The organism is Vibrio pomeroyi (assembly GCA_041879425.1).
Classification (GTDB): Bacteria; Pseudomonadota; Gammaproteobacteria; order Enterobacterales; family Vibrionaceae; genus Vibrio; species Vibrio pomeroyi_A.
In genome coordinates this window covers 815,858-841,708 of sequence record CP090855.1, presented here as the reverse complement: position 1 = coordinate 841,708, position 25,851 = coordinate 815,858, and the positions used below count along the sequence as shown (strand labels likewise).

Sequence of the window (25,851 nt, the reverse complement as noted above, 5' to 3'; positions counted from 1 at the left end):
TTCTTAAGACGTAAATAAAAAGGCCGTGGTTTTCCACGGCCTTTTAGGTTTTGGTGAACAGGTATTAACTTAAAGCCTAAACCTTAGCCCCTAAACCTTGAAGCTTACACCTTAAAATAATCCAACTGCTGCTTCTGTTGCTCAGCTAGGTTAGATAGCTCGTGGCTTGCTGCTGCGGCTTGAGTGATACCGGTTACGTTTTGGCTTACTAAGCTGTAGATGTTTGAAATATTACGGTTGATGTCTGACGTCACTTGGCTTTGCTCTTCTGCGGCTGAGGCTACCTGAGTGTTAATCTCCGTCATGTCCGTTACCGAGTTCGCGATGCCAGAAAGGGCTGTGCTTACTTCCGCTGCCAGTGTTTGGTTGTGCTCTAGCATTGCTAGTGAGCTGCTCATGCTCTCGTTAGCGTTGCCAGATTGAACTTGCAAACCTTCAATAATGGTTTGGATCTCTTTGGTTGAATCTTGAGTGCGTGCTGCCAGCATTCGAACTTCATCAGCAACAACCGCGAAACCACGGCCACTTTCACCCGCACGCGCCGCTTCAATTGCTGCGTTAAGCGCAAGCAGGTTGGTCTGTTCAGAGATGCTTTGAATCACCTCGATCACTTTACCAATCTGCTCTGAGTGTTCTTTTAGCGTGCCGACAACGTTAGCAGCTTCACTCAGTTGAACCGCCATTTGCTCATTAGCTTGGTTGCTCTCATTAAACAAGCTCATGCTGTGTGTCGCCATTTCGTCAGCTTGTTTAGATGCAGAATCAGCTTGTACTGCGTTCTCGTTCACGTTTGCTGCTGTGCTTTCTAACTGGTTGACGGCAGAAGCGACTTGTTCCACTTCTTGCTTCTCTTGGTCTGAGTTAGCGCTTGATTGTGTCATCACTGCGGCTAGTTCTGTAGACGCAGACGCCACTTCAATACTGATTCGAGACAGCGAACTTACCGTGTCGCGCAGTTGCTCAACGGATTTGTTGACGTCTTGGGCAAGGCGCGAGATCTCGTTATCGCCATACTCTTCAGCTTTAACCAGTAGGTTACCTTTCGCTACTTCACGCATGGTTTCTTGAATATTACTCAGTGGCTTAACAATGATACCTGCTAGCGTCCAGCTGATGACTAATGCGATAGAAAGAATCACTAACAGGGCAATGGTCGCCGTATCCAGTGTGCTGGTATGTTGTTGGCCATTGATGTCGACTTCTTGAGTCGCAAGCAGGTTGAGTTTTTTAGAAAGTGTGTTGATTGCTTGCACCATGTCATTACCCGCGTGACGATATTGATCGATGGCTACTTGATAGCGAGCTTCAAAATCAGACGATAGCGTAGTATCGCCATGCTTTGCTTTTAATAGAGGAAGCATAGTGGTTCGAGAAAAGTCGACATAGTGATTCATCGCTTTGCTCATGGCGGCTACTTCATCTTGCATGCCTGGCACAGTGTCTAATGAATTCAGTAAGCGAGTATTCTGGTCACGCTTTTCATTGAGCGTTGCAACCAGTGTCTTCACATCATCAGCATTGAATAGGCTGTAGATCGCTTTGATGCGCATGCCATAGCTGTTGTCGACGATTTCGCTGAGTTCTTCTTTATGTAGGATGAGTTGATCGGTTGCTGTTGATACATCTTTAAAAGCGTTTTCCAGTTTGTCACCGCCGATGATGACACCCGTCAAAAGTAATACGACAGAAAAGAGTACTGGAATGAGAATTTGTATTTTTATCGATAAGCCACTGAGAAGTTGGCGCATGTATTGTCCCTCTTTGAATAAGTAAATGAGCAGAAGCAATTGTTATTATTGTAATTAGCAGGTGATTCTAACTTCTGAGAATGACAATTCAATCAGTAATAGATTCGATTTTGATATATGCGATAGGTATTTGATAAATATTGAATATTTATTGTACAAACAAGGCTTTGCCCCTAAATAAAGTGGGGTATTTAATACAGGTAAGAGGCTGGTAGTCAGTAATGACAAGGGGTGGTGAGATATTAAGCGTTTTGGTTTGAAGACGTTGCAATTAATATTTTTCGCCTATGAATTCACTCGTTCTATTAGCTCAATGCTATTTAGTAAGGGAAAACCAAGAAAATAAATTGCAGTTGTCATATAGGCTTCAATTTAGTGAAACACAACTGTCATATTCAGATTCTAAAGTGGGCACCGTTCAAGCAAAACACAACATTACGGCAATAACGCCACTAAAGGAAATTTGTGATGAAAAAGACAGTTATCGGTGCAATCGCACTACTAGGCGCTCTAACAGTGAATACAGCTTCAGCTAAAGAAACTATCTCTGTAGTTGGCTCTAACAGTGCTTCTCCACTGGTTGAAGTTTTTGCAGAAACCTACATGAATAAAGGCGAACCAGTGTTCATCGAAATTCAAGCACCAGGTTCTTCTGCAGGCATCAAAGCAGCAAAAAATGGAAGTGCTGACCTTGGTATCTCTTCTCGTGACCTAAAAGAAGAAGAGAAAACAGCTGACCTGAAAGAGCTAGTAATCGCTCGTGACGGTATCGCAGTTGTTGTTAACCCGAACAACGAAGTATCTGCTCTAACTGCTGAGCAAATCACTTCAATCTACAAAGGCGACATCACTAACTGGAAAGATGTTGGCGGTGCTGACAAGCCAATCGTAGCAATCACTCGTGATACTGCATCTGGTACACGTGGTGCATTCGAAGACATCATGAAGCTTAAGAAGACAATTGGCGATAAGAAAGTATCGGCTATCTCTCAACGTGCACAAGTTGCAAACGGTAACGGCGCACTTAAAGTTTCTGTAGCAAGCAACCCATACGCAATCGGCTTTATCTCTCTAGGTACAGTTGACGAATCTGTTCACGCTCTAACTATCGACGGCGCTGCTGCGACTGTAGACAACGTTAAGAACGGTTCTTACAAAGTTGCTCGTCCTTTCCTAGTTCTTTACAAAGATGGCTCTCCATCAGCTGAAACTCAACAGTTCCTAGACTGGATGGTTGCAGACGAAGCTCAAGCTATCGCTGGTAAGAAAGGCTACATCACAGTTAACTAATCTTAACTGATTCACTTTAAATTATTGCTCAGCCTGTCTTTAGGCTGAGCCTTTTCTTTCAACTTTGGTTATTTCGAGCTCTTTTTGAGCCACAAAGTTTGAGATTTTATATATGACCATCGCAAATAGTGAAAAGCTTATGAATACTGAAGCGACTCAAATCAATAAGCCGAGTCTGCGCACCAAAAAGCGCGTTGACTGGAGAGAAAGAATCTTCCACGGCTTGTTCTTATCGAGTGCTGTAATCGGCATCGTATCACTAGCCGTTATCGCTTACTTTATCGTTGCAGAGAGTATCCCTGCATTCCAAGAGGCCGGTGTTTCTGGCATCGTTCTGGGTGTTGACTGGTTACCTCCAGCTCTATTCGGTGTTGCAACTATGATTGTTGCATCGATTGTTTCGACACTAGGTGCTGTAGTTGTTGGTGTACCGGTAGGTGTATTAACCGCTATTTTTATTGCTGAGATTGCTCCAAAGCGTCTTGCCGATATTATTCGACCAGCAGTTGAGCTTCTAGCGGGTATCCCGTCGGTAGTTTACGGCTTCTTCGGTCTAGTAATTATCGTTCCAATGATTCAGAACATTTTCCAAGTACCAGCGGGTAACACTATCCTGGCGGGTATCATTGTTCTGGGTATCATGATTCTTCCTACCGTTATCACGGTTTCTGAAACTTCGATTCGTGCTGTACCTCGTACATACAAAGAAGGTTCACTTGCACTGGGTGCTTCGAAAATCTACACGATTTTTAAGCTACTCGTTCCTGCTGCACGTTCAGGCATTATGACTGGTGTGATTTTGGGTATCGGTCGCGCACTTGGCGAAACGATGGCAATCATCATGGTTATGGGTAACGCGCCAGCAATGCCAGAAGGCATTTTGGACTCGGCTCGTACGCTGACAGCAAACATTGCTATTGAAATGTCTTACGCAAGTGGCGTTCACGCTAACGCACTGTACGCAACAGGTGTTGTACTTCTAGTGTTCATCATGATGTTAAATGGTGCTCTACTTTATCTTAACCGTGAAAAATCGAAGTAGGCGAGGATAAGTAATATGGATCTCGTAAAACTAAAACAAGCACGTCAAACCAAAGATAACATCCTGAAAGGTTTTATCTGGGCAGCAGCAGCTGTAACCGTTGGTTTCTTATTCTGGATTATTTGGTACATCCTATCGAACGGTCTGCAATACGTAGATTGGAACTTCATCACTGACGATTACACTCGTACTGGTGAAGAGCGTGGTATTTTCCCAATGATCATCGCCACGATCTACATGGTCATTGCATCGATTGCAGTCGCAGCGCCACTGGGCATCATGACGGCAATCTACCTAACAGAATATGCGAAAGTAGGTAGCCGATTGGTGAAAGTGATTCGATTCTGTACTGAGTCGCTCGCTGGTATCCCATCGATTATCTTTGGTCTGTTCGGTATGACCTTCTTTGTTTCGATTCTTGGCCTTGGCTTCTCGATTCTATCGGGTGCCTTAACGCTAAGTATCTTGATTCTTCCTGTAATCATTCGTACTACAGAAGAAGCATTGATGGCAGTACCACAAACTTACCGCGAAGGCTCATACGGCCTTGGCGCTTCAAAAATCTACACTATCTGGCGTTTGATCTTACCAAGCGCAATGCCAGGTATCTTAACTTCGGTCATTCTTAGTATTGGTCGTGTAATTGGCGAATCAGCACCTGTATTTTTAACAGCAGGTATGGTGGCACGTGTTCCTGAATCAGTATTCGATTCTGGCCGTACACTAACGGTTCACTTATATAAGCTGACAACAGAGCTATTTACTATCGATGAGTGGAACCAAGCCTACGGCACGGCGACTGTCTTAATCGTATTGGTTCTCTTGATCAACATGGTTACAAAACTGATTGCAAGACGCTTCAACACGGCAACTTACTAAGCTGATTAGCTGGCTCAACAACAAAGAGAGCCTCCGTGATAAAGAAAGCATCAAGCTAGACACGAATTTAAGAATTTAGAGATTACGAAAATGAACAAATTTGATATTGAGAACCTAGATCTGTTTTACGGCGACAACCAAGCGCTTAAATCTATCAACCTGCCAATTCCAACTCGTCAGGTTACAGCACTGATTGGCCCATCTGGTTGTGGTAAGTCAACGCTACTACGTTGCTTGAACCGCATGAATGACCTAATTGAAGGCGTTACTATCAAAGGTAAGCTGGATATGGATGGCACAAACATCTACGGCAATATTGATGTGGCTGACCTACGTATTCGTGTAGGCATGGTATTCCAAAAGCCAAACCCATTCCCAATGAGCATCTACGAGAACGTGGCTTACGGCTTACGTGCTCAAGGTATCAAAGACAAGAAGCACATTGATGAAGTAGTAGAAAGCTCACTGCGCAGTGCGGCACTTTGGGATGAAGTAAAAGACCGTCTTAAAGCACATGCATTTGGTTTGTCTGGTGGTCAGCAACAGCGTCTATGTATCGCTCGTACCATTGCAATGGAACCGGATGTAATCCTAATGGATGAACCAACATCGGCTCTAGACCCAATTGCAACGCACAAGATTGAAGAATTGATGGAAGACCTGAAGAAAGACTTCACTATCGTTATCGTAACGCACTCAATGCAGCAAGCGCGTCGTATTTCAGACCGTACTGCTTTCTTCCTAATGGGAGAGCTTGTAGAGCACAACGAAACGAGTGTTATCTTCAGCGAGCCAAAAGATGATCGTACTAAAGGTTACGTAAACGGTGACTTTGGTTAATTGATTATTCAAGTGCTGTGTTTGGCCTTTTAGCAAAACCAGCACGCTAACTGATACGCAGGTTAGATAATCGAATAGATCGACAGAATTATCACTATAACTATAAGCGATGGAAGTTTTGCCCCACTTTAGGTGGGGCTTTTTTATGCCTTTAAAAAAGTCCCAATGTCGATGAAATTTTGGGCAGGAAATCCCATTTTTGTAGTCCTTCTCATGCTTGTGATAATGTAAAAAGTGAAATTGCGACCCGCTTAACATCTCATTTTTAGTTACATTGATTGCATATCAAGGCTTCTGTATTTTTGCTGTATTCTCAATAGCCAATGGACGGAAGCTGTGCCTGTAAAAGCCTTTGCAAAACAAATATCTGCTACGCGCGATCACCGTTTGCTGGCAGAGTCTCTTTTCGACTACTTGGCTAAGATGCTTGATCCTAAAGGGGTTGGGATATTTGCTGAGCCCATTCCGGAAAGTGATTCGTTACCTTTGTTTTGTCATGGCGAATTAACCTCTCTTGAGAATTACCCCCCTACATTTTGGCCTTGGGTTTCACAATTCGATACCGCAGATGGTGTGTTACCGATGGCAATCAATACCTGTAATTGGGAACACATGAAAGTGCTTGGTGGGGAGTCGTTCATCATGATGCTCGACAACGCGCCTGCCTGTAGAACTTATTTAATTGTTCAAAATTGCAATGCTGAGAAGGTTAATCAAACCTTCGACCAAGATCTTGATGTCTTACAGCTCGCGGCTGCTCGTTGGCAATGTATTCGTGCCGAAAAGAATGCGGCACTTGAGATAAAGCACCGAGACACACGTGAAGCGCAGTACCTTGATGAGATAAAGCTACGAGAACTGTTTGTTGAGAACATGAAACTGGTTCATCAAGTCGCGTTAGAGCTATCGAATCCAGAATCTTTAGACGCACTCTATAAAGCGTCAGTAGAAGCTGTACGTGACCGCTTAGGCTTTGATCGTGCGATCTTTATGTTGCTTGATATGAAAAAGCGGTGTTTTAGTGGAACTTACGGCACTGATGAACTGGGAAAAACTAATAGCGAGCATCATACTCAATACGACTTACATCAGCTTGAAGCGGAATATATAGAGGCTCTGTCTGACAACCACACCAACTTGGTTATTATTGAACAAGCGCCTCTATACACTGAAGGCAAAGTGGTTGGACAGGGTTGGAATGGTATGTTGATCTTACGAGAAGGGGATAAACCTGTCGGCTGGATCGCCATGGATAACTACATTCACCGTTCGTCAATTACCAATTACCAAAAGCAGATGCTTGAATCGTTCGGCTCTCTGCTTTCTCAAATCTACATTCGTAAACGCCAAGAACAGAACATACGTATGCTGCACTCGAGCATGGTTGAGTTGTCTCGCTGCGATAGTGTCAGTGAAGTCTGTAAGTCCGCGGTAAGTTTCGCTATTCAGCACTTAGGCATTGACAGATTAGCGGTGTTCCTCACTGATAAAAACTGTAGCTACATGCAAGGTACGTGGGGCACAGACATTAAAGGCGACATAGTCGATGAGTCTTATTATCGCTCTGAGCTGGTGGAACGTGACATTGTAGCCGCAGCGCGTGCTTGTCCTAACCAAGTGGCGTTTGAAGAATCAGTCCCTATTTATCACGATTTTAATATTGTTGGCGTCGGTTGGACGGCAATGACCATGCTTACTACAAACACGGGTGAGCCGATTGCGTTTATCGCTGCGGATAACTTGTTAACTCGTAGCCCATTAACCTCACAGCTTCGTGAAGTAATTCGTATCTTTGCTTCAAGCCTTGCTGAGGTGCTGCAAAGAACCATGGCTCAAGAAGAGTTGAAAAAGCTCAATGAAACTCTGGAGCAGGAAGTCAGTAAGCGCACCCAAGAGTTAGAACTAGCCAATGAACAATTGGATATCATTTCTAAATTAGACCCTCTGACACGCCTTGGAAACCGTCGCATGTTGTCGCAGGTTCTAGAAGATTTGAACTGTGATGATCAAGGTGCTTTTGCCAAGCAACATGAAATTACATTTGGGCTGATCCTTGTCGACTTAGATCATTTTGGTTTGTACAACAGCGTCTATGGTCATACAGAAGGGGACGCAGCACTGCGAACCATCGGCAAGATACTTAACGCTCATGTTCATAGTGACAAGGAAACCTTCTGTCGTATTGGCGGAGAAGAGTTCATGTTGTTGATGATCGGCACTAATCACTCTGAAACGAAGCAGCGTGCCGAGTCTATTAGAAAGTGCATAGAAGAGGCGAAAATCCTTCACTGTGAAAGCAGTACTAGCCCATATTTAACGGCATCGGTTGGGTATGCATCGATAACTTCTGATCAGCACCAATTTGATTTTGACCTGCTTTATGGCAAGGCAGATAAAGCCCTATATCAAGCCAAAGACTCGGGGCGAAATAGAATTGTCTCAGCCTTAAAGCGAAAAAAGGTCGCAGTTTCAATTTCCTAGTTCGGTATTATTTCTTCTTATCGTAAAAACGAACAAAGCCGTGATGCTCACAATGTGGTCATCACGGCTTCTTTTCTTATACCCAATTAGACTTTTCTAATTAATTAAAGCGTTTCTAGTGAGCTTTTACGCGTTTTGCTAGAGGCTCGCTTTGGCTTCTTAACTGCTTTGATTGCCTCAGAAGGATCCCATGATGGGGTTGTCGAGCTAGATTCGCCATAAAGGCTTTGGTTTAGCTTGCTTAGCTCGGCTTCAATGGCTTCTAACGTCTCATCACTCAAGTCTGGGTTTTCAGCCCTCCATTGCTCAAACAAGGTTCTGGTCTTCACGCCATCTTTCGTTTTTAGAGCTTCAATAAGCGCTTCTGCTGTATCTGATTGACGTTTAATAGTGTGTGTTGGTTTTGTCGTTACACCGCGGCGTGACCAGAAGTAGAAAGCCATCGCTGAGCTAACCAACCACAAGACTGCGAACAGAGCGGTGAGATAAGGCCAAAACCCCGGGCTATCAACAGTCACAACCGTTGGGCTTACTTGTGGGGCTGGTGGTGCTGTAACCGGTGGTGTGCTAGATGTCGGACGGTCACTTGCCTTTACCGCTAACTCTAGTCCAAGCGCTTTACTGGTTTGCTCCGATTGTGAATCAGTGTTGAACCAAGCTTGAGAGACCTTCGGAAGCGAGATATTTCCAGCTTCTTTCGGGATCAATACCTGCTTGTAAACCACCACCGCATCACCGGACTGTGTTGTACCAAATTGCGGCTTCTCTTCATAAACACGAACCGATCTAGGGTAGGTGATATTCAGCTTCGGCAGTTGGTGCTGGGTTAAGTTGCTAGCCGTCATAGTAATGGTACGAGTTAACGAATCACCAGCTTCCATTTCGATGGTTTGGTTGTCGCCTTCTAAACCATTGTTACTGGTTAGCTCGTTACCTTGGCTATCAGACCATTTTTGAATCAACTTGAAGTTTGATGTTGGTAACCACTCACCTTGGTAGCCTTTTGGCACCTCTTTGACGGTTACATCTAGGGTTTCAACGGGAGTGTCGAGTTGGAACAATCGCGTTGTACTGGAGTTGTTGGTCGAGTAGACAACGGCTCCAGTCAGCTTCGGTCCGTTCAGCTTAAACTGACCAGATTTTTGTGAAGATATACGGAATGACTGCTGAACGACCGTTACTTCTTGTCCATTGAGGACATCTTGAAATTGCTTCGATTCACCAATAGGTTCCACGTCTAAGCCCTGCGAGCTCGGTGGCGCTATTTTAGGGTCTTGCAGTCTTCTTGGGTCAGCTTTAATGATGAGTTTTACATCAAGCTCAGCGACTTCTTGTGGATATAGCGAGTCTTTACTCAGATTAAGCTGGAACTCAGCCATATCATGTTGAGTAGGTGCAGCTTTATTAACGGCAACATTGATGGTGATTGGCTTGGTTTTTGCCCCTTCAATATCGAAGCTAGGAATCTGAACCTTGCCCAAACGAAGGGGAGCAAGGCTAATGTTCCATTCACTTGACACCGAACGGCTACCATTGACGATTCGCATCGACGACCCAAAACTTGGTGTGCCGACATAGAAATCCTGTTGGAGCGCCGTTAAATCTAAAGCATCAGAAGAGACCTTTTCATCGGTTGCGACTCTAAGTAGGAATACTTGATCTTTCGTAACACTGTTTTGTGAAACGCTCGCTACGGCAGTCGCCGCCAATGCCGAAAAGGACGAGAAAGCGCCTAACAGCAGCGTTAGGAGTATGGATAAAAATGGCTTGTTAAGAAATCGCATGGTTACCACTTTTTGTTCTGGTTGTTAGGAGCACTTTTTTGTCGTGCTTGTAAAATCATTTGTGCTTTAAGCAGCTGGCTCGGGTCACGGGCGCTTTCTACTTGCTCAAGCTTTCGCATATCTGGGTCACTCGATAGCGGCTGCCCTGAGGTTTGTGCTACAGCTTGTTTAGCATCGTCTTCACCTTGTTCGCTTGAAGCTTGCTGTGCACTCGCACTTTGAGGCGTTGATTCATCTTGGTCTTCTGACTGCTCGGCTTTATTTGGTTGCTTAGACTGAGCTGTTTGCTCGCCTTCTTGCTCACCCTGTTGCTCACTTGACTTCGCATCCGGTTGGTCTTTGGCTTGCTCTTGGTTAGTGTTTTGAGATTGGCTCTGCGATTGTTCGTCGCTCGTAGAACTTTGCTGTTGATCCGACGAGTCTTGCGAAGAATCATTTTGCTGACCTTGCTGACCTTGCTGACCTTGCTGACCTTGCTGACCTTGCTGACCTTGCTGACCTTGCTGACCTTGCTGACCTTGCTGATTCTGCTGGTCTTGGTCTTGGTCTTGGTCTTTTTGACCTTTGGATTCAGAATCACCTTGCTGTTGCTGTTGCTGTTGCTGTTGCTGTTGCTGTTGCTGTTGCTGTTGCTGTTGCTGTTGGGCTTGTTTGACGATCTCTAGATTCTTCTTGGCATATGCGTGCTCAGGATTGTTGTCTAGAATGTGTTGATACTCTTCTATCGCTTGATCGTACTTGCCTTGCTGTGCTTGAGCATTCGCAAGGTTGTAACGAGCACTTTCGCCAGTCAAACCTTGTAGTGTTTGCTCAGCCGCTTCGAAGTCACCCGCTTTGTATTGTGAGATGCCTTTCCACGCTTGCTGTTTGAATTGTTCCGCAGCTTGCTGGAAATCTTCATCTTGATAAAACTGATAACCTACTTGGTCGTCGGTTTTCCATGGGCTTGCAAGCGCAGTATTCGGTTGGCTAAATGATAGAACCACAGCCAGTCCGCACCAAATAACACCTTTTCGGAAAAGTCCAAGCGCTGGTAGCAATAGGAATGGCAGTAGCCAAAAGCCATTGTTGACTCTGGTGTTAAGTGAGTTATTGGTTTTGGTCACTTCCGTCATTGTTGCTATGCGGTCGAGATAGCTCGCAATGTGTTCAACATCTGAATTATCAAACTGCACTTCAGTAAAGGTGCCACCATAGCTGCGTGTAAGATCGCGCATGTTCTTTAAGTTGGTTCTTGCTACTACCGTCTGTCCAGAGTCGGTTTGCATCATCGAGCCAGTTGGCAACGAGATTGGTGCGCCACTTTCACTGCCTACCGCTAAGATAGATAGCGTCCAATTGCCACCAGATAGTAGCGAGTCGATCTCTTTTTTCTCTTGGTCATCGATGTCATCGGCAATGAGTACCAAATCACCTTGGTAGATCTTCGCACGAGTCATCATCTCAATCGCAAGCTTAACCGCAGCGGGGGCGTTGCTGCCTTGATAAGGCATGATATCTGGAGACAAGTTCGGTACTTGGCTCTTAATGGTGTTGATGTCTGACGTTAGCGGACTAATGGTATAAGCATCGCCAGCGTAAGCGACCATTCCGGTTAAGCCCTCTTTCCACAATGAGAGTAGATCGAGCGCTTTATATCGCACTTGCGTTAAACGGTTTGGTTTTATGTCGGTAGCGTAGAGCGACATCGACATATCCATCATCACAACTCGCGCCTGCGTTTTTTCAAAGCTTGGCTGCTCATTGTTTCGAAAGCTTGGCCCAGCTAATGCAATGACACCGACCAACCACCAGATACCAAAGTAAGTACTGCGGTTTTTAGACGGCTTGCTTGATTCTGGGGCTAAATATCGCGCGATATGAGAAGCAAATAACCCTTGTTTCGATTGTCTCTTGCTGAGCCACCAAATCGCGGGCAATGCGGCAAGCGACAAGAACCAATATGGGTAGATAAAAGTAAAGTTAGACATTGTTTCTCCTAATGGCTAACAGCATAAATGCGAAGAACATGGCAGCAGACAAAGGCCATACGAACCACTCTTGTTGTGGTCGCCAAACCTTGGTGGCATTTGTCACGGGTTCTAACTGGTTGATGGTGTCGTAAATGGTCGCCAGTTCTTTGCTGTCGCGCGCTCGGAAGTATTGACCGCCAGTGCGTTTAGCAATTTCCATTAGCGTGCGTTCATCCAAATCTTGAGCCGTGTTTACTTTGCGAGTCATGAAGAACTCTTTAACCATCATTTCGCCTGCGCCAACACCGACGGTGTAGATGGTCGCGTTGTATTTCTTGGCAATGTCTGCGGCCTCTAATGGGTCTAATACCCCAGCGGTATTGCTACCGTCACTGAGTAGCACCATCACACGTTGAGGTGCATCACTATCAACAAAGGTCTTGGTCGCCAGGCCAATGCCATCGCCAATCGCAGTTTGATTACCGATTAGTCTCAGTACCGCTTGATTGAGTTGTTGTGACAATGTGTCTCTGTCTAGTGTCAAAGGCGTTTGTAGGTAGGCATGATCGGCAAAGAGCACCAACCCAACTCGGTCGCCTTTTCGGCGCTCAATAAAGTCACTCAATACATGTTTGACTGCCGATAAGCGGTCGATGTATTCGCCATTGAACTGCATATCCTCTTGGCTCATCGAGTAGGAGAGGTCGACAACTAACATCAAGTCACGGTGCTTCGGTTGAAACTCTACCGGTTCGCCATACCAAACGGGGCGTGCGAGTGCTGTCACCAATAAAAGCCAGATAATGACGGACAACGCCTTTGGCAAGCGAGTGCTTGGTGTTTTGGTGTTGCTGTCTTCTGGCAGAAATGGAAGCTTCAGGGCGCTACTTGATTCCGCCTTAGGTGAGAACAAGTAAACGAGAAACGGCAGTGGTGCGAGGAAAAACATCCACCACCAAACGAATTCAATATTTAGAATGCTCGTGTTTAAAAGATCAGTCATGATTACCTCGCTTTGGAGGAAGGGCTTTACGAAGCCATGTTTCGCAGTCATTAACCAATTGCTGTTGAACCTTGCGCTGATCGTCATTCATTGAAGTTGGATCTTGATAGAGCGACTGCTGCCACTGGGATTGTTTTGCTACAAACAACGGCTTTTTTAGTTGTGCGTCTAAGAACTTCAACCAGTCGTCACCCGCTAGGCCTGCTACTTTCTCACGTGGGAAGTAGCTCAATGCTGCCTGACGAAGGAGACGTTGTGCTTCGCTCGGAGATAAGCGATTTGAGGACTGACTACTACAGAAGTAAGACAGCGCTTCTTGCTTCGCCTGTTGATTGTTTTTTCTGCGTTTTACAATAAAAAACACCAAAGCAATCAGGATAATGGCTGTGACAATTACGGCCCACCAACCCCACGCCAAAGGCCACCATGTTGGTGCGTCTGGCGCAATAACAGGGCTTAAATCTAAGGGCTGATTCATGACCGAGCTCCCGATATTTGGCTCAATAATGGCTGTGCACTCGACAGCGAGCTATAGGGTATCGCGAGAGATAATCCCATCTGTTGTAGCTGCTGCTGCTTGGCTGAGAAGGCATGGTTGAGCTTTTCCTTTTCTTTATTAGAGGAGAAGTTGAACCACTGTGTTTTACTGCCATCAGTGACTTGTTTCGAGCCTTTATAGGTCGTTTGACCTTGCTCTAGAGGGTCGTAAAAATGTACCAGACGTACTCGGTTGTGTCGGCGTATTTGACTGATAAGTGAGTAATCACTTTCTTGGTAACGCACAAAGTCACTGAGCATAATGATATCGCTCCCTTTTGGGCAAAGCTGGTGCAGAGATTTCAGCCCATGCTCTAAAGTCGTGTCACTATGATTGTCGTAATTAGTCAGTGCCGAGTTATTGATTTCTATGACTTTTTGCAAAATACGTAGCGGAGCATGGTTGCTTGCACTAGGTTTTATCTCAATGATCTCTTTGCCCGTATCAATCACAGCACCAATTCGGTCTTTTTGAGCCACAGTTAACCAGCACAATTGGCTAGCAAAGTGCGCAAGTTGAACCGACTTTAGCAATAAGGTTGAGCCGAAAATCATGCTGCTTGATAGGTCCAAGAACAAAATGACAGGCTGTTCTCTTTCTTCAGAGAACAGTTTGGTATGCGCCTTGCCTGTCCTAGCAGTCACGCGCCAATCAATGCTGCGAATGTCATCGCCCGCTTGGTACTGACGAACTTCCGAGAAATTCATTCCGCGCCCTTTGCGGTTGCTCTCGTGTTGTCCATTGAGTTGAGACCAGAGGCTCTTCGCTGGAGGCAACCATCGAACAGACTGCGCCTTGTATTGCAGCAGCTCATCCAGATTCAGCATCACGCCGTCACTGTGGTTTGGTAGTTGATTATTCATGCGCGTATTCCTATGCGCTACCAACCAGTGAAATAAGGTGTGCGATCACTTGGTTTGCAGTGACCCCTTCCGCTTGTGCGTGGTAGCTACGAAGTAGGCGGTGGCGCAGTACAGGGAATGCCATTGCTTGAACGTCTTGTGGAGTAACATAGTCGCGGCCAGCAAGCCAAGCATGTGCACGAGCACAGCGGTCTAGAGCTATGGTCGCACGCGGGCTAACACCCATATCCAGCCATTGATCAAGTTGATCGCTGTATTGCTTAGGTTGGCGAGTCGCCATTACCAGCCTGATGATGTACTGCTCAATGGTGTCTGCCATGTGAATATTGAGCACTTCTTGGCGTGCTTCAAAGATCGTTTGCTGAGATATCTCTTGTGGCTGAACTGATTCATTACCTTGAGCTTCACCGCGGTTGAGTCGCAGGATCTCAAGCTCACTCTCCATATCTGGGTATTCAACTTCAAGGTGAAGTAAGAAACGGTCTAGCTGGGCCTCTGGCAGTGGGTATGTGCCTTCTTGCTCAATCGGGTTCTGTGTTGCCATCACCAAAAACAGTTCAGGCAGAGCATAGGTTTTTCGACCCGCAGTGACTTGTTTTTCCGCCATCGCTTCTAACATCGCAGCTTGTACTTTCGCAGGAGCACGGTTGATCTCATCCGCTAGAATGAGCGAGTTGAAAATCGGGCCTGATTGGAAGGTGAACTCCCCGGTCTCTGGTCGGAAAATATCGGTACCAGTCAAGTCAGCAGGCAGTAAGTCAGGCGTAAACTGAATGCGGTGGAAATCCCCCTCAACGCAATCAGCCAGTGATTTTACGGCGCGAGTTTTTGCTAAACCGGGAGGCCCTTCAACAAGGATATGACCATCCGCCAACAGGGCGATCATCAGCTGCTTAACGAGCTCTTGCTGACCAATGATTTGAGACTCTAAATAGTTTTGAAGGACTTCGAAATTTGTTTTGTGCATTTTGGACTCTCTGGGTATCCATTTGATTTTTATTTTGAGTATTGGTCACTTATCCGTAGCAAAAAGTTCCAGTACATCTGCGTAATTTATTTTTTCAAATTTGGAATGATTTACAAGTAGTTAGATAAAAGCACCACTCGATTATGATTTTTACCATATCAACTGGTTTTTATATACAAAAGCTCGGCGGTGTGGAGCGGTTTGAGTTCGGTTAGACCTAAGAGCTAAAATCGACTCTCGACAATGCGGTATTTGCTTAGTTGATTCATGCTTAAGATGAATGTCTTTAATTGTTACATCATATTTGCAATTTTTTGAGAGAAAAGTCTCTAGTTTTATTGGTTGTGGTCGATACATAACTTAGATTGTGCACTTCTGATTGGGGTGCACTAAAAAAGTCCTGTTCAGGGTACACAAATAACGAGCGATTCTTTTTGAAGGTCCAAATATGTTGAAAACTAACTCTCTGAGTATTAAGCAAAAGGTAGTACTGGGTATTACTTTTGCGGTTCTTGCCTCTACGGTTATTGTTGGCGCGATGGCGCAGCAACAAGCAAGAGATGTCTTGAGTCATCGATTGGTTGATATTGAACTTCCAGGGATGCTTGAGCGAATCAATGGTGAAATTGACCGTGAAGTCTCTCAACTGTTGTTAGCGGCGGAGCAAATTGCGTCAAACGAATTCATCTCTGATGCGATTGAATCGACAGATCGTGACCCTGCACTAGAGAACAAGTTAGTTAAACAACTGAACAACGTTCGTAACCAATATCAGTTAAACGATGCTTCAGTAGCGAACCGTCAAACGGCTTACTACTGGAACCAAAATGGTTTCCTACGTCAGTTAAACCAACAGCAAGATGGTTGGTTCTTTGGTTTTACGCAGTCTGGACAGCCAACCATGGTGAGCATGTTCCAAGAAGCCAATGGTGAAGTGAAAATGTTCGCTAACTACCAACAGCCTTCTGGTCTAGCGATGTCTGGTCTATCAAAATCGATGGACGATATGGTGAGCCTTCTTAATGGCTTCAAAATTGAGAATACTGGTTTCGTATTCTTAACCGACAGCCAAGGTGATGTGCAGATTCACCGTGAACGTTCTCGCAGTGATTCTTCTCTTCAACAACTTTACGGTCCTCAATCAAGTCAGCTTTTGAATAAGTCAGGCTTCAACTTGATTACCACTGAAAGCCAAGGTCAAGAGCTGTTCGTGGCGAGTTTATACGTGTCGTCGATGGACTGGTTTGTTATTGGTGTAGTACCTACAGGCGAAGTATTTGCTGAGCTAGATGAGACAGCACAAAAGATGCTAATCATGACTGCGGTTGTGGCCTTAGTATTTATCCTAATGGGCGTAGTGCTAGCAAACAGTATTACTCAACCGATTAAACTACTGGCTAAGCGCTTTGGTGACCTGGGCGAAGGTGATGGTGACCTTGCACAACGTATCGAAGTGAAAGGCAACGATGAAATCGCACAGCTTTCAAAAGGCTTCAACGGATTCATTGAAAAGATCCACGAGTCGATGAAAGAGGTGTGTTCTACAAGCCAAGCCCTTCAAGTGGCAGCAGAGAGTGTTTCTAACAAAGCCCACATCACGCACGACAACAGCCAAGAGCAACGTGACCAAACCCTTCAAGTGGTTGCTGCAATTAATCAAATGGGTATGACCATCAGCGAAATTGCATCAAACGCAGCAACAGCAGCAGAAACAGCAACGCAAGCGTCAGGTAATACTGAAGTGGGTCGTTCTGTTGTGAATAAAGCAAAAGACGCGATCAGCCGTTTAGCTCAAGACATCGAAAGCACAGGCCAAGTGGTTGAGCAGCTTGCTTCAACAACGCAAGACATTGGCTCTATTCTGGGTGTTATCCGTGATATTTCAGAGCAAACTAACTTGCTTGCACTGAACGCTGCGATTGAAGCAGCACGTGCTGGTGAACAAGGTCGTGGTTTTGCCGTAGTAGCAGATGAAGTACGTAACCTAGCAAGCCGCACTGCAGATTCAACGGAAGAGATTCAGAAGATGATCAACCAACTGCAAAGCGATGCGAAAGACGCGGTAACGGCAATGAGTGCAGGTAAAGTGATTACCCTTGAGGGTGTATCAGCATCGGATGAAGCGGTAGACGTACTGGGTGGTATTTCAGACCGTATCGTTGATATTACCGACCGTAACACACAAGTTGCTACGGCAACGGAAGAGCAATCAACCGTAGTTCACACCATCAACCAGAACATTGAAGAGATCAACGCAATCAACGAAGTGACGACGGGTACGGCAGAGCAACTTGCAGAAGCAAGCCAAGAGCTTCGTGACCTATCTTCCCGTCTAGATAAGATGGTTGGTTCATTCAAGCTTTAATCCCTTTAAGTTTTCATACCTTAGGTTATAGCATGGCTTAGATGGTTACATAGACGAAGAGCTGGATTCATTTTATCGTGAACCCAGCTCTTTCTATTTTGTGGTTTTGTTCTCTTCTAACTGACCTTAGCTTGATCTGGTTTCGGGCTTTAAATTCAATCACCCTAGCATCAAAGGGCGTAAATGAGTAAAATCTGATTAGGTTTAATATTTAGGTAAGTATCATGAGCGATTTTGAAAAAGAACTAGAGCAGATGACTCAAGAGGTGGGCGATGAGCCAGAGGTAAAACTACCATCACTTGAAGAGCAAAAAGCGATCGTTGCTGAATTTAAGCGACTAGAAGCGGAAGGCAAACTGACTCCAGAAGTGTTAGAAAAGCATTTTGGCCAGTTCAACAAAAAAAGTGATACACCAATCCACTAAGCTTGAGACACGTCCTCTCTTTTAAGTAATGGTTTTGAGTGACTGTTTGAAGTGATTGGTTGAGCCGAGACTCTAACTGAACAGATAAAGGTCTAGCGCATGCTAGGCCTTTTTTATTGTCTGTCGATAATGTGCCAGTGAAAGCAATGCGTGTTACTGATTAAGACCTTACAGAAAGAAAAATCCCCCTTACAAGGTAAGAGGGATTGAATTTGGACAGTTATCGATTAACAGTGAGTCGATTAATCAGTACCGTACTCTTTGTATAGACGACGACATGCTCGGCCATCGCTGTGGAACAAGTGACAACGGTGCGCTGGAATACCAATCGCTAGCTTGTCGCCTGGTTCAACCGTTAGCGTGTCTGGTTGACGGTAGATAACGTCAGCATCTGCGCTTTCAAGGTTTAGGTAAACTTGAGTTTCGTTACCTAGCTTCTCGACGATCATTACTTCGCCTTCAATCGTTGCATCACCTGCTTCAGCAGACATCAAGTGCTCAGGACGAACACCCAGAGACATACGGTCGCCAACGTTAACGGTTGTACCATCAACAGGGATCCAGAAAGTCATGCCGTTTGAAAGCTGTACCAATACGCGTTCTGCTTCAGCCTGTTCAATGTGTACAGACATAAAGTTCATCTTCGGCGAGCCAATAAAGCCAGCAACGAAACGGTTTTGAGGGTAGTGGTATAGGTCAAGTGGCTTACCAACTTGAGATACGTAACCGCCATCAAGTACAACAATCTTATCGGCCATTGTCATCGCTTCCACTTGGTCGTGGGTAACGTAGATCATGGTGCAACCAAGTTGACGTTGTAGCTTAGTGATTTGTGAACGCATTTGAACACGCAGCGCAGCATCTAGGTTAGATAGCGGCTCATCTAGCAGGAATACGTTTGGTTGAGAAACCAGAGTACGACCAATGGCAACACGTTGACGTTGACCGCCAGAAAGTGCTTTTGGTTGACGCTCTAGTAGATGACCAAGCTGAAGGATTTCAGCGGCATGCTCAACACGCTTATCAATCTCAGCTTTATCAGCGTTCGCTAGCTTAAGACCAAAAGACATGTTGTCGTAAAGGTTAAGGTGAGGGTAAAGCGCGTAAGATTGGAATACCATACCTACGCCACGCTTTGATGGCTCAACGTCGTTCATGCGTTGGTCGCCAATGTACAAATCACCAGACGTAATGTCTTCTAGACCTGCGATACAACGTAATAGCGTCGATTTACCACAACCTGATGGTCCAACGAATACTACGAATTCACCTTCGTTGATGTCTAAGGTTACGTCCTTAGAAATCTGTACATCACCATATGATTTATAAACGTTTTTTAACGTGACACTCGCCATCTAGCTTGTCCTCGATCGATCAAATTTTAAGTTTTACTGCTTATCATTATAAGAAATTTTTGGGTCAGCAGTAACTGTAGGAATTGGTAAGTATTGAGTGAGTAAGAAAAAAAGTGGGTGAGACTTGGATTCTGTAACCAAGCCCACCCGTCATAGCCAAACTGGTGCCTATTTCCCCCACATCCAGCTAAACCTCCCCCGTGATTCAATCACAGATTTAGCTCGATGCTTAATAAAGACAACAGCGGGCAGTGAAGCCAGCTTAATGAACAATGTGGTTACACACGACACTTGCTGGTAAAGGGTTCTTACTATCCACTCTTGGATGAATGCAGTTTCCGTGAATTGGCGGAAGGGTACATCCTCCTAATAGAAAATTAACTAGGGGGAGTAGGAGGGGAGGAGTAGATATAGGGGGTTAATAATAATTGGCGATCCAGTTCAAATAAATCCACCACATAACGGTGATGTTGATCACGATGAGTATGTGTTTTGTGATTCTAGTCTCTAATCTGACCGGATGGCGATCACGAATTTAAGCCATAATAGCTAGGGCGTAGTGGCTAGGATGATGAGCTAGGGTCTGTTTTCTCAGATCATAACCTCCGAAAACTGGCTCGTCTTGGTAGATGTGCCCTACGTATAAATATAAAAAGGATATTCACATGAAAAACGCTCTAAGCGCTGTAGCTCTAGGTACATTGGTTGCTCTGGGTTCTTTTGGTGCAAACGCTGCTATCGAAGAAGGACAACTAACAATCTGGGTAGGTGGTGACAAAGCTTATGAAGGCATGGCTGAAGTAGGTAAACGCTTCGAAGAAGATACTGGTGTTAAAGTAACAGTTGCTTTCCCTGACAAGCTAGAAGAGAAATTCCCTCAAGTAGCAGCAGCGGGCGACGGCCCAGATATGATCTTCTACGCACACGACCGTTTTGGCGGCTATGCAGAAGCGGGTCTTCTTGTAGATATCAAACCTTCTAAAGAGACTAAAGAAGGTATCGTAGACTTCGCATGGGACGCTGTTTCTTACGAAGGTAAAACAATCGCATACCCTGTTGCCGTTGAGTCAGTTTCTCTAATTTACAACAAAGCACTTGTTCCTAACCCACCTAAGTCTTGGGAAGAAATCCCAGCACTTAACGCTGAACTTCAAAAAGACGGCAAGAAAGCGATCATGTGGCCTCTACGTGGCGGCGCTTACTTCACATGGCCTCTACTTGCAGCTGACGGCGGTTACGCATTCAAACAGACTGCAGAAGGTTACGACATTAAAGATGCGGGCGTAGCGACTGACGGTGTTCAGAAGTCTCTAGGTTTCATCGAGAAGATGGTACAAGACAAAGTTATCTCTGCAGACATGGATTACTCAGTAGCTGAGTCTGAATTCGTTGCAGGTAACGTTGCAATGACAATCAACGGCCCTTGGGGTTGGGAAAACATCAAGAAAGCTGGCGTAGACTACGGTGTAACAACGCTACCTAAGTTCAACGGTAAAGCGTCTAAACCTTTCGTTGGTGTATGGGCTGGTGGTATCAGCACTGCTTCTCCAAACCGCGACCTAGCTGTTGAGTTCATGGAAAACTACCTACTAACTGATGAAGGTATGAAGAGCCTGAATGACGACAAGCCACTAGGCGCTGTTGCTCTTAACTCTTTCCAACGTCAACTAGACAGCGATACTCGTATTGCAGCAACAATGGACAACGCGATGAACGGTGAAATCATGCCTAACATCCCTCAGTTCACAACGTTCTGGTACAGCATGGAAGAAGCGATCGGCAACGTAGTTGACGGCCGTCAATCAGTAGACGAAGCACTAAAAGCTGCTGAAGGTCGTATGACTAAGTAACAACCAAGCACTACCTTTTAAGGAGAGGGCAACCTCTCCTTACTTTTCTATTTTTTATCTATATCGCTAGCAGGTTCCTCTATGCAGTCAGTTCAAGGTACAGATGCTATCCCAGCACCATCAAGCCTTCCAGGCAGTAAAAGCGTCTTCATCAAATGGGGGTTGCTTGGTAGCGTTGGCTTAATTAACGGCTACGCTACAATTCTAATGTATTCTCGCGGTGAGCTCGCTTTTGCGTTGCTTACAGTGATCTTAACGGCTTTGGCACTTTACATTTTTGGTAGTAAGAAAACTTACGCCCACCGTTATATTTACCCAGGTATTGCCGGAATGATCTTGTTCATTCTTTTCCCATTGGCATACACCGTAGGGCTTGCGTTTACAAACTACAGCGCAAAAAACCAGCTTTCTCTAGAACGTACTCAAACCGTTCTTTTAGACCGCACTTTCCAAAGTGGTGATAGCTACCCATTCACTTTGTACAAGACTGACGACGGTCACCAGATCGTGGTTAAAGATGGCGACCAACTATTAGCGACTGACGTATTCTCTTTAGACAATATGACAGCGACAGAAATGGACCTATCTGCAATCGAGTCTACGCAAGGTGAAAAAGAGAAGATCAAAGCGATCATCAAAAACCGAGCAGCGATCAGTGGTGTTGATTTCAATCTACCGGACGGTGGTGACATCCGCATGAGTGGCTTACGTAAGTTCGCTTCTGTTGCTCCGCTTTACACCCTTCAGGATGATGACGAAACGTTAATCAACAACGAAACGGGTGATGTTCTCAAGCCAAATATGGACTTAGGTTTCTACCAACCTGTTGATGCTAATGGTGAGTTTACAGGTAACACAATCTCTCCGGGCTTCGTTGTTAGCATTGGTACACATAACTTTGAACGTGTGTGGAAAGATGAAGGTATCAAAGAACCTTTCATCAGCATCTTTATTTGGACGGTTATCTTCTCTGTATGTACCGTAGTGTTCACACTTGTCATCGGTCTTGTACTGGCGAACATCGTACAGTGGGAAGAATTGAAAGGCCGCTCTATTTATCGTGTTCTACTGATTCTGCCTTACGCAGTACCAGCGTTTATCTCGATTCTTATCTTTAAGGGTTTATTCAACCAGAGCTTTGGTGAGATTAACATGGTGCTCGAGAATATCTTCGGCTTAAGCCCGAACTGGTTCTCAGACCCAATCCTTGCGAAAACCATGGTGTTGATTGTTAACACATGGCTAGGTTTCCCTTACATGATGATTCTATGTATGGGCTTGCTGAAAGCGATTCCTGATGACTTATACGAAGCGTCAGCAATTGATGGTGCGAACTTCCTTGATAACTTCAAGCGCATCACATTCCCATTGATGATTAAACCGCTTACACCGCTACTGATTGCAGCGTTTGCCTTTAACTTCAATAACTTCGTAATGATTCAACTATTGACGAACGGTGGCCCGAACATGATTGGTACTTCTGAGCCAGCGGGTTACACAGACTTGCTTGTAAGCTACACGTACCGAATTGCATTCGAAGGCGGCGGCGGTCAAGACTTCGGTCTAGCAAGTGCAATCGCAACGCTTATCTTCCTATTGGTTGGTGCACTAGCGTTACTAAACCTTCGTTTCACTAAACTGTCTCAAGATTAAGGAGCACGACAATGGCTATGGTACAAGGTAAAGGCCTTAAATACCGAGTGTGGGCAACGCATGCAGTGTTGTGGTGCTTCTTGGCAATGATTATCTTCCCTCTTCTGATGATCATCGCGATCTCGTTCCGTGAAGGTAACTTCGCTACGGGTAGCTTGATTCCAGACAATCCATCATTGGAGCACTGGAAACTCGCACTGGGTATTTCAGTAACGAACGCAGATGGCTCGGTAACGCCACCTCCATTCCCTGTTTTAACCTGGTTATGGAACTCGGTTAAAGTGGCAGGTGTGACGTCTATCTTGATTGTGGCACTGTCTACGACATCGGCTTACGCATTTGCTCGTATGCGCTTCAAGGGTAAAGAAACTATCCTGAAAGCGATGATGATTTTCCAAATGTTCCCAGCGGTACTTGCTCTAGTGGCTATCTACGCGTTGTTCGACAAACTTGGTCAATACATCCCGTTCTTAGGCTTGAACACGCATGGCGGTCTGATTTTCTCTTACTTAGGCGGTATCGCACTGCACGTTTGGACGATTAAAGGCTACTTTGAGACGATTGACAACTCTTTGGAAGAGGCTGCAGCACTGGATGGTGCAACGCCTTGGCAAGCATTCAGACTGGTTCTACTACCATTGTCTGTGCCAATCCTAGCAGTTGTGTTTATTCTGTCGTTCATTGCAACAGTAGGTGAAGTACCAGTAGCATCTATTCTGCTTACTGATGTGAACTCTTACACGCTAGCAGTAGGTATGCAGCAATACCTATACCCTCAGAACTACCTATGGGGTGACTTTGCGGCAGCGGCTGTACTTTCAGCTCTTCCGATTACTATCGTGTTCTTACTTGCTCAACGTTGGTTAGTTGGCGGTTTGACGGCAGGTGGTGTAAAAGGATAAGCTGTATCTCATAAGAAAGAAAAAGAGCGACCTTCGTGGTCGCTCTATATTGGCATTTTTATTACATCATTTGGTTTGGCCGCCGATCAGTAATAAAAATAACCCTCAGGTTACGCATAGCTGGCTACTAATCAGGTTCCTTACGCTATTAATGATTAGTGGTTTTTGTAACTCTAACCCAGGTACTTACTTGGGTTTTTTTATGCCTGCTACTTTTTGCTTTGTCTTTGTGTCTGCTTTACTCGTCAACTCTTGTATCCATCACCGTTATTGTGCTGATAACCGCTTTAATATTAAAAGCTTCGAGTCACTTCTCTCCTACACCTTTCTTGACTCATTCCTCTTACTTGAAGGTATGAACGAGTCTCACAAATCAGACACTCAGTATAAGGGGCTGTTGATCTATTGATATATTGCTAATATTCCAATGCGTGATACTTCAATGATTTGTATGCAACAAGTGCTGTAATTGCAGAGAAAGTGCATATAGAAACGGGATGTGGCTGTGAGTTTTAAAGAGTCATAACTCAGGCTGATGGAATGGTGTTGGAGCTATAGTTGACGGTTAACAATCAAAACGCTGGGCTGGATCAACTTGGAATAGGTAGCGATAGAATGTGAATAATGAGTTCTAGCCGCTAGAACTCTTTGCTTGAAGGTGCACAGCCCAAGTGTTGTAACAACACATAGATGCTTTCTTGATCGAGTGCGACACGACGAAACAGATCCGCAAACGTTGGATCACCGCCGAAGCACGTCTGGATGTAGTGATTAATTTCATTACTGTCGTAGCCCTCGACGTACAAGGTTCTAACCCATTGATACTCAACAGCCTTCAAATTGTTCAGTGTAGATTCGCTAAGAGTGGGGCGTGTGACGCTCAAGTGTGGCTCCGGGAAATTCAAATACATCCATTATGATTGGCGGTATTTAATCAGAGCTAAATGACGACTTTATGACAGTCAAAATAATTCTTTGAACTCGTGTCGATTCATTTCAACCTTTGGCTGAGTATCACGCTCTAGAAGGTGTGCTACGCGCTTTATCGTTAATTGAGAACGTTAGATAAACAAATGCCAAGCGGCGGCTTGGCATTGAAATAGTGGGTATTGAAAGAGCTTGGTTGCAAGGCAGGGCTAGTGACTAAACCTATTTAAGGTACTTCACGTGCGCTTCCATCTCTTCGCCGATTTGTTTTCGCATGTTCATTAGGCGGATAGCGGAATCTCTCAATTCGATGTCTTCTGGTGTTTCTGGCACCCATTCAGGCACTTTAGTCGGGTTACCGTTTTCATCAACCGCTACCATAATCACGATACAGTGAGTGGTTAGACGGTTATTCAATTCTTTAGGGTCGCTCGCTTGTACATCGATCGCAATGTGCATAGAAGACGAACCGGTATAGATGACTTTCGCACTTACCTCTACTAGGTTGCCTACATGGATTGGGGCAACAAATCGAATACCACCAGCGTAGGCCGTAATGCAATATTTGCCACTCCACCCAGCAGAACAAGCATAGGCAGCTAAATCGATCCACTTCATTGCTGCGCCACCATGAACTTTACCACCAAAGTTCACATCCCCGGGTTCAGCTAAAAAACGCAGAGTAACGTCTCGTTTACCATCTTGTCGGCTATTGTTACTGCTCATCTATCTTCCTTCATTATTATTGTGCTGCATAACATGCTTGTTACTTGCTAATAACAATATACATAAGATGATAGAAATTAAAGCGGATAATCTCACGGTTAAGACTATTTTTTTCAAACGGATGACGAACTGATGAACATTGATGGTTATTGAGTTTCAAGGTGAGGGATAAACACGGAAAGACAATCGAGAGTAAGCCAAAAGAAAGGGGCGATTGCAAAAAAAAACACCTAGCGCAATGCTAGGTGCTTCTAAGCCTTT

The 25,851-nt window shown here is 45.0% G+C and carries 20 protein-coding genes; 10 read left to right on the top strand and 10 right to left on the bottom strand.

The window, feature by feature from the left end; all coding sequences use genetic code 11:
* Positions 1 to 104: 104 nt before the first annotated feature.
* Positions 105 to 1,748, bottom strand: coding sequence for a methyl-accepting chemotaxis protein (locus L0992_19670; GenBank protein ID XGB70233.1), 1,644 nt, complete (start codon positions 1,746 to 1,748; stop codon positions 105 to 107).
* Between the two features lie 468 nt (positions 1,749 to 2,216).
* Here L0992_19670 and L0992_19665 point away from each other — a divergent pair, with 468 nt between their 5' ends.
* The 5 genes from L0992_19665 (at position 2,217) to L0992_19645 (ending at position 8,280) form a co-directional block, all read left to right on the top strand.
* Positions 2,217 to 3,038: a phosphate ABC transporter substrate-binding protein gene (locus tag L0992_19665; GenBank protein XGB70232.1), complete on the top strand. Its 822-nt coding sequence runs from the start codon at positions 2,217 to 2,219 to the stop codon at positions 3,036 to 3,038.
* 112 nt (positions 3,039 to 3,150) lie between these two features.
* Positions 3,151 to 4,080 carry a phosphate ABC transporter permease subunit PstC gene (pstC, locus tag L0992_19660; GenBank protein ID XGB70231.1) on the top strand — a complete coding sequence of 310 codons (930 nt, stop codon included), beginning with the start codon at positions 3,151 to 3,153 and terminating at the stop codon, positions 4,078 to 4,080.
* Between the two features lie 15 nt (positions 4,081 to 4,095).
* A complete protein-coding gene (gene pstA / locus L0992_19655) occupies positions 4,096 to 4,959 on the top strand; it encodes a phosphate ABC transporter permease PstA (GenBank protein XGB70230.1) in 864 nt (287 codons plus the stop codon).
* A 90-nt stretch (positions 4,960 to 5,049) separates the two neighbouring features.
* Entirely contained in the window at positions 5,050 to 5,799 is a 750-nt protein-coding gene (pstB, locus tag L0992_19650; protein XGB70229.1) for a phosphate ABC transporter ATP-binding protein PstB, read from the top strand.
* A 336-nt stretch (positions 5,800 to 6,135) separates the two neighbouring features.
* Positions 6,136 to 8,280 carry a GGDEF domain-containing protein gene (locus L0992_19645; GenBank protein ID XGB70228.1) on the top strand — a complete coding sequence of 715 codons (2,145 nt, stop codon included), beginning with the start codon at positions 6,136 to 6,138 and terminating at the stop codon, positions 8,278 to 8,280.
* A 104-nt stretch (positions 8,281 to 8,384) separates the two neighbouring features.
* Here L0992_19645 and L0992_19640 read toward each other — a convergent pair whose 3' ends face one another.
* Genes L0992_19640 through L0992_19615 form a run of 6 tightly spaced genes read right to left on the bottom strand, consistent with a single transcriptional unit; the run spans position 8,385 to position 15,387 of the window.
* Positions 8,385 to 10,064, bottom strand: a complete 1,680-nt coding sequence (locus tag L0992_19640) for a BatD family protein (GenBank protein ID XGB70227.1) — start codon at positions 10,062 to 10,064, stop codon at positions 8,385 to 8,387.
* A 2-nt stretch (positions 10,065 to 10,066) separates the two neighbouring features.
* Complete coding sequence (locus L0992_19635; GenBank protein XGB70226.1) at positions 10,067 to 12,034, bottom strand: VWA domain-containing protein; 1,968 nt, start codon at positions 12,032 to 12,034, stop codon at positions 10,067 to 10,069.
* Positions 12,027 to 13,019, bottom strand: coding sequence for a VWA domain-containing protein (locus L0992_19630; GenBank protein XGB70225.1), 993 nt, complete (start codon positions 13,017 to 13,019; stop codon positions 12,027 to 12,029). Before L0992_19630 ends, L0992_19635 begins: the two co-directional genes overlap by 8 nt.
* Complete coding sequence (locus L0992_19625) at positions 13,012 to 13,497, bottom strand: DUF4381 domain-containing protein (GenBank protein ID XGB70224.1); 486 nt, start codon at positions 13,495 to 13,497, stop codon at positions 13,012 to 13,014. Before L0992_19625 ends, L0992_19630 begins: the two co-directional genes overlap by 8 nt.
* Entirely contained in the window at positions 13,494 to 14,420 is a 927-nt protein-coding gene (locus L0992_19620) for a DUF58 domain-containing protein (GenBank protein XGB70223.1), read from the bottom strand. Before L0992_19620 ends, L0992_19625 begins: the two co-directional genes overlap by 4 nt.
* A 10-nt stretch (positions 14,421 to 14,430) precedes the next feature.
* Positions 14,431 to 15,387, bottom strand: a complete 957-nt coding sequence (locus L0992_19615) for a MoxR family ATPase (GenBank protein XGB70222.1) — start codon at positions 15,385 to 15,387, stop codon at positions 14,431 to 14,433.
* Positions 15,388 to 15,835: 448 nt separating this feature from the next.
* On the opposite strand from L0992_19615, the gene L0992_19610 reads away from it, so the two are divergent.
* Together L0992_19610 and L0992_19605 are read left to right on the top strand one after the other, a co-directional pair.
* On the top strand, positions 15,836 to 17,752 hold the full coding sequence (locus L0992_19610; GenBank protein ID XGB70221.1) for a methyl-accepting chemotaxis protein: 1,917 nt from the start codon (positions 15,836 to 15,838) through the stop codon (positions 17,750 to 17,752).
* A gap of 224 nt (positions 17,753 to 17,976) precedes the next feature.
* Positions 17,977 to 18,177 (top strand): restriction endonuclease subunit S, encoded by a 201-nt coding sequence (locus tag L0992_19605; GenBank protein XGB70220.1) that lies wholly within the window; start codon positions 17,977 to 17,979, stop codon positions 18,175 to 18,177.
* A gap of 242 nt (positions 18,178 to 18,419) precedes the next feature.
* Here L0992_19605 and malK read toward each other — a convergent pair whose 3' ends face one another.
* The gene (gene malK, locus L0992_19600) at positions 18,420 to 19,532 is read right to left on the bottom strand and encodes a maltose/maltodextrin ABC transporter ATP-binding protein MalK (GenBank protein XGB70219.1); all 1,113 of its coding nucleotides are present in this window, start codon (positions 19,530 to 19,532) and stop codon (positions 18,420 to 18,422) included.
* A 665-nt stretch (positions 19,533 to 20,197) separates the two neighbouring features.
* Between malK and malE the strand changes: the two genes are divergently transcribed.
* The 3 genes from malE (at position 20,198) to malG (ending at position 23,937) form a co-directional block, all read left to right on the top strand.
* A complete protein-coding gene (gene malE / locus L0992_19595; protein ID XGB70218.1) occupies positions 20,198 to 21,382 on the top strand; it encodes a maltose/maltodextrin ABC transporter substrate-binding protein MalE in 1,185 nt (394 codons plus the stop codon).
* 81 nt (positions 21,383 to 21,463) lie between these two features.
* Complete coding sequence (malF, locus tag L0992_19590) at positions 21,464 to 23,035, top strand: maltose ABC transporter permease MalF (GenBank protein ID XGB70217.1); 1,572 nt, start codon at positions 21,464 to 21,466, stop codon at positions 23,033 to 23,035.
* Between the two features lie 11 nt (positions 23,036 to 23,046).
* Entirely contained in the window at positions 23,047 to 23,937 is an 891-nt protein-coding gene (malG, locus tag L0992_19585) for a maltose ABC transporter permease MalG (GenBank protein ID XGB70216.1), read from the top strand.
* A gap of 638 nt (positions 23,938 to 24,575) precedes the next feature.
* Here malG and L0992_19580 read toward each other — a convergent pair.
* The gene (locus L0992_19580; GenBank protein XGB70215.1) at positions 24,576 to 24,821 is read right to left on the bottom strand and encodes a hypothetical protein; all 246 of its coding nucleotides are present in this window, start codon (positions 24,819 to 24,821) and stop codon (positions 24,576 to 24,578) included.
* 265 nt (positions 24,822 to 25,086) lie between these two features.
* The gene (locus L0992_19575) at positions 25,087 to 25,590 is read right to left on the bottom strand and encodes an acyl-CoA thioesterase (GenBank protein ID XGB70214.1); all 504 of its coding nucleotides are present in this window, start codon (positions 25,588 to 25,590) and stop codon (positions 25,087 to 25,089) included.
* Between the last annotated feature and the right edge of the window lie 261 nt (positions 25,591 to 25,851).

Bases quoted from the DNA above. Each gene is read 5' to 3' on its own strand.
- L0992_19670 (XGB70233.1), bottom strand. From the start codon at position 1,748: ATGCGCCAACTTCTCAGTGGCTTATCGATAAAAATACAAATTCTCATT.
- L0992_19665 (XGB70232.1), top strand. From the start codon at position 2,217: ATGAAAAAGACAGTTATCGGTGCAATCGCACTACTAGGCGCTCTAACA.
- pstC (XGB70231.1), top strand. From the start codon at position 3,151: ATGACCATCGCAAATAGTGAAAAGCTTATGAATACTGAAGCGACTCAA.
- pstA (XGB70230.1), top strand. From the start codon at position 4,096: ATGGATCTCGTAAAACTAAAACAAGCACGTCAAACCAAAGATAACATC.
- pstB (XGB70229.1), top strand. From the start codon at position 5,050: ATGAACAAATTTGATATTGAGAACCTAGATCTGTTTTACGGCGACAAC.
- L0992_19640 (XGB70227.1), bottom strand. From the start codon at position 10,064: ATGCGATTTCTTAACAAGCCATTTTTATCCATACTCCTAACGCTGCTG.
- L0992_19635 (XGB70226.1), bottom strand. From the start codon at position 12,034: ATGTCTAACTTTACTTTTATCTACCCATATTGGTTCTTGTCGCTTGCC.
- L0992_19630 (XGB70225.1), bottom strand. From the start codon at position 13,019: ATGACTGATCTTTTAAACACGAGCATTCTAAATATTGAATTCGTTTGG.
- L0992_19625 (XGB70224.1), bottom strand. From the start codon at position 13,497: ATGAATCAGCCCTTAGATTTAAGCCCTGTTATTGCGCCAGACGCACCA.
- L0992_19620 (XGB70223.1), bottom strand. From the start codon at position 14,420: ATGAATAATCAACTACCAAACCACAGTGACGGCGTGATGCTGAATCTG.
- L0992_19615 (XGB70222.1), bottom strand. From the start codon at position 15,387: ATGCACAAAACAAATTTCGAAGTCCTTCAAAACTATTTAGAGTCTCAA.
- L0992_19610 (XGB70221.1), top strand. From the start codon at position 15,836: ATGTTGAAAACTAACTCTCTGAGTATTAAGCAAAAGGTAGTACTGGGT.
- L0992_19605 (XGB70220.1), top strand. From the start codon at position 17,977: ATGAGCGATTTTGAAAAAGAACTAGAGCAGATGACTCAAGAGGTGGGC.
- malK (XGB70219.1), bottom strand. From the start codon at position 19,532: ATGGCGAGTGTCACGTTAAAAAACGTTTATAAATCATATGGTGATGTA.
- malE (XGB70218.1), top strand. From the start codon at position 20,198: ATGAAAAACGCTCTAAGCGCTGTAGCTCTAGGTACATTGGTTGCTCTG.
- malF (XGB70217.1), top strand. From the start codon at position 21,464: ATGCAGTCAGTTCAAGGTACAGATGCTATCCCAGCACCATCAAGCCTT.
- malG (XGB70216.1), top strand. From the start codon at position 23,047: ATGGCTATGGTACAAGGTAAAGGCCTTAAATACCGAGTGTGGGCAACG.
- L0992_19575 (XGB70214.1), bottom strand. From the start codon at position 25,590: ATGAGCAGTAACAATAGCCGACAAGATGGTAAACGAGACGTTACTCTG.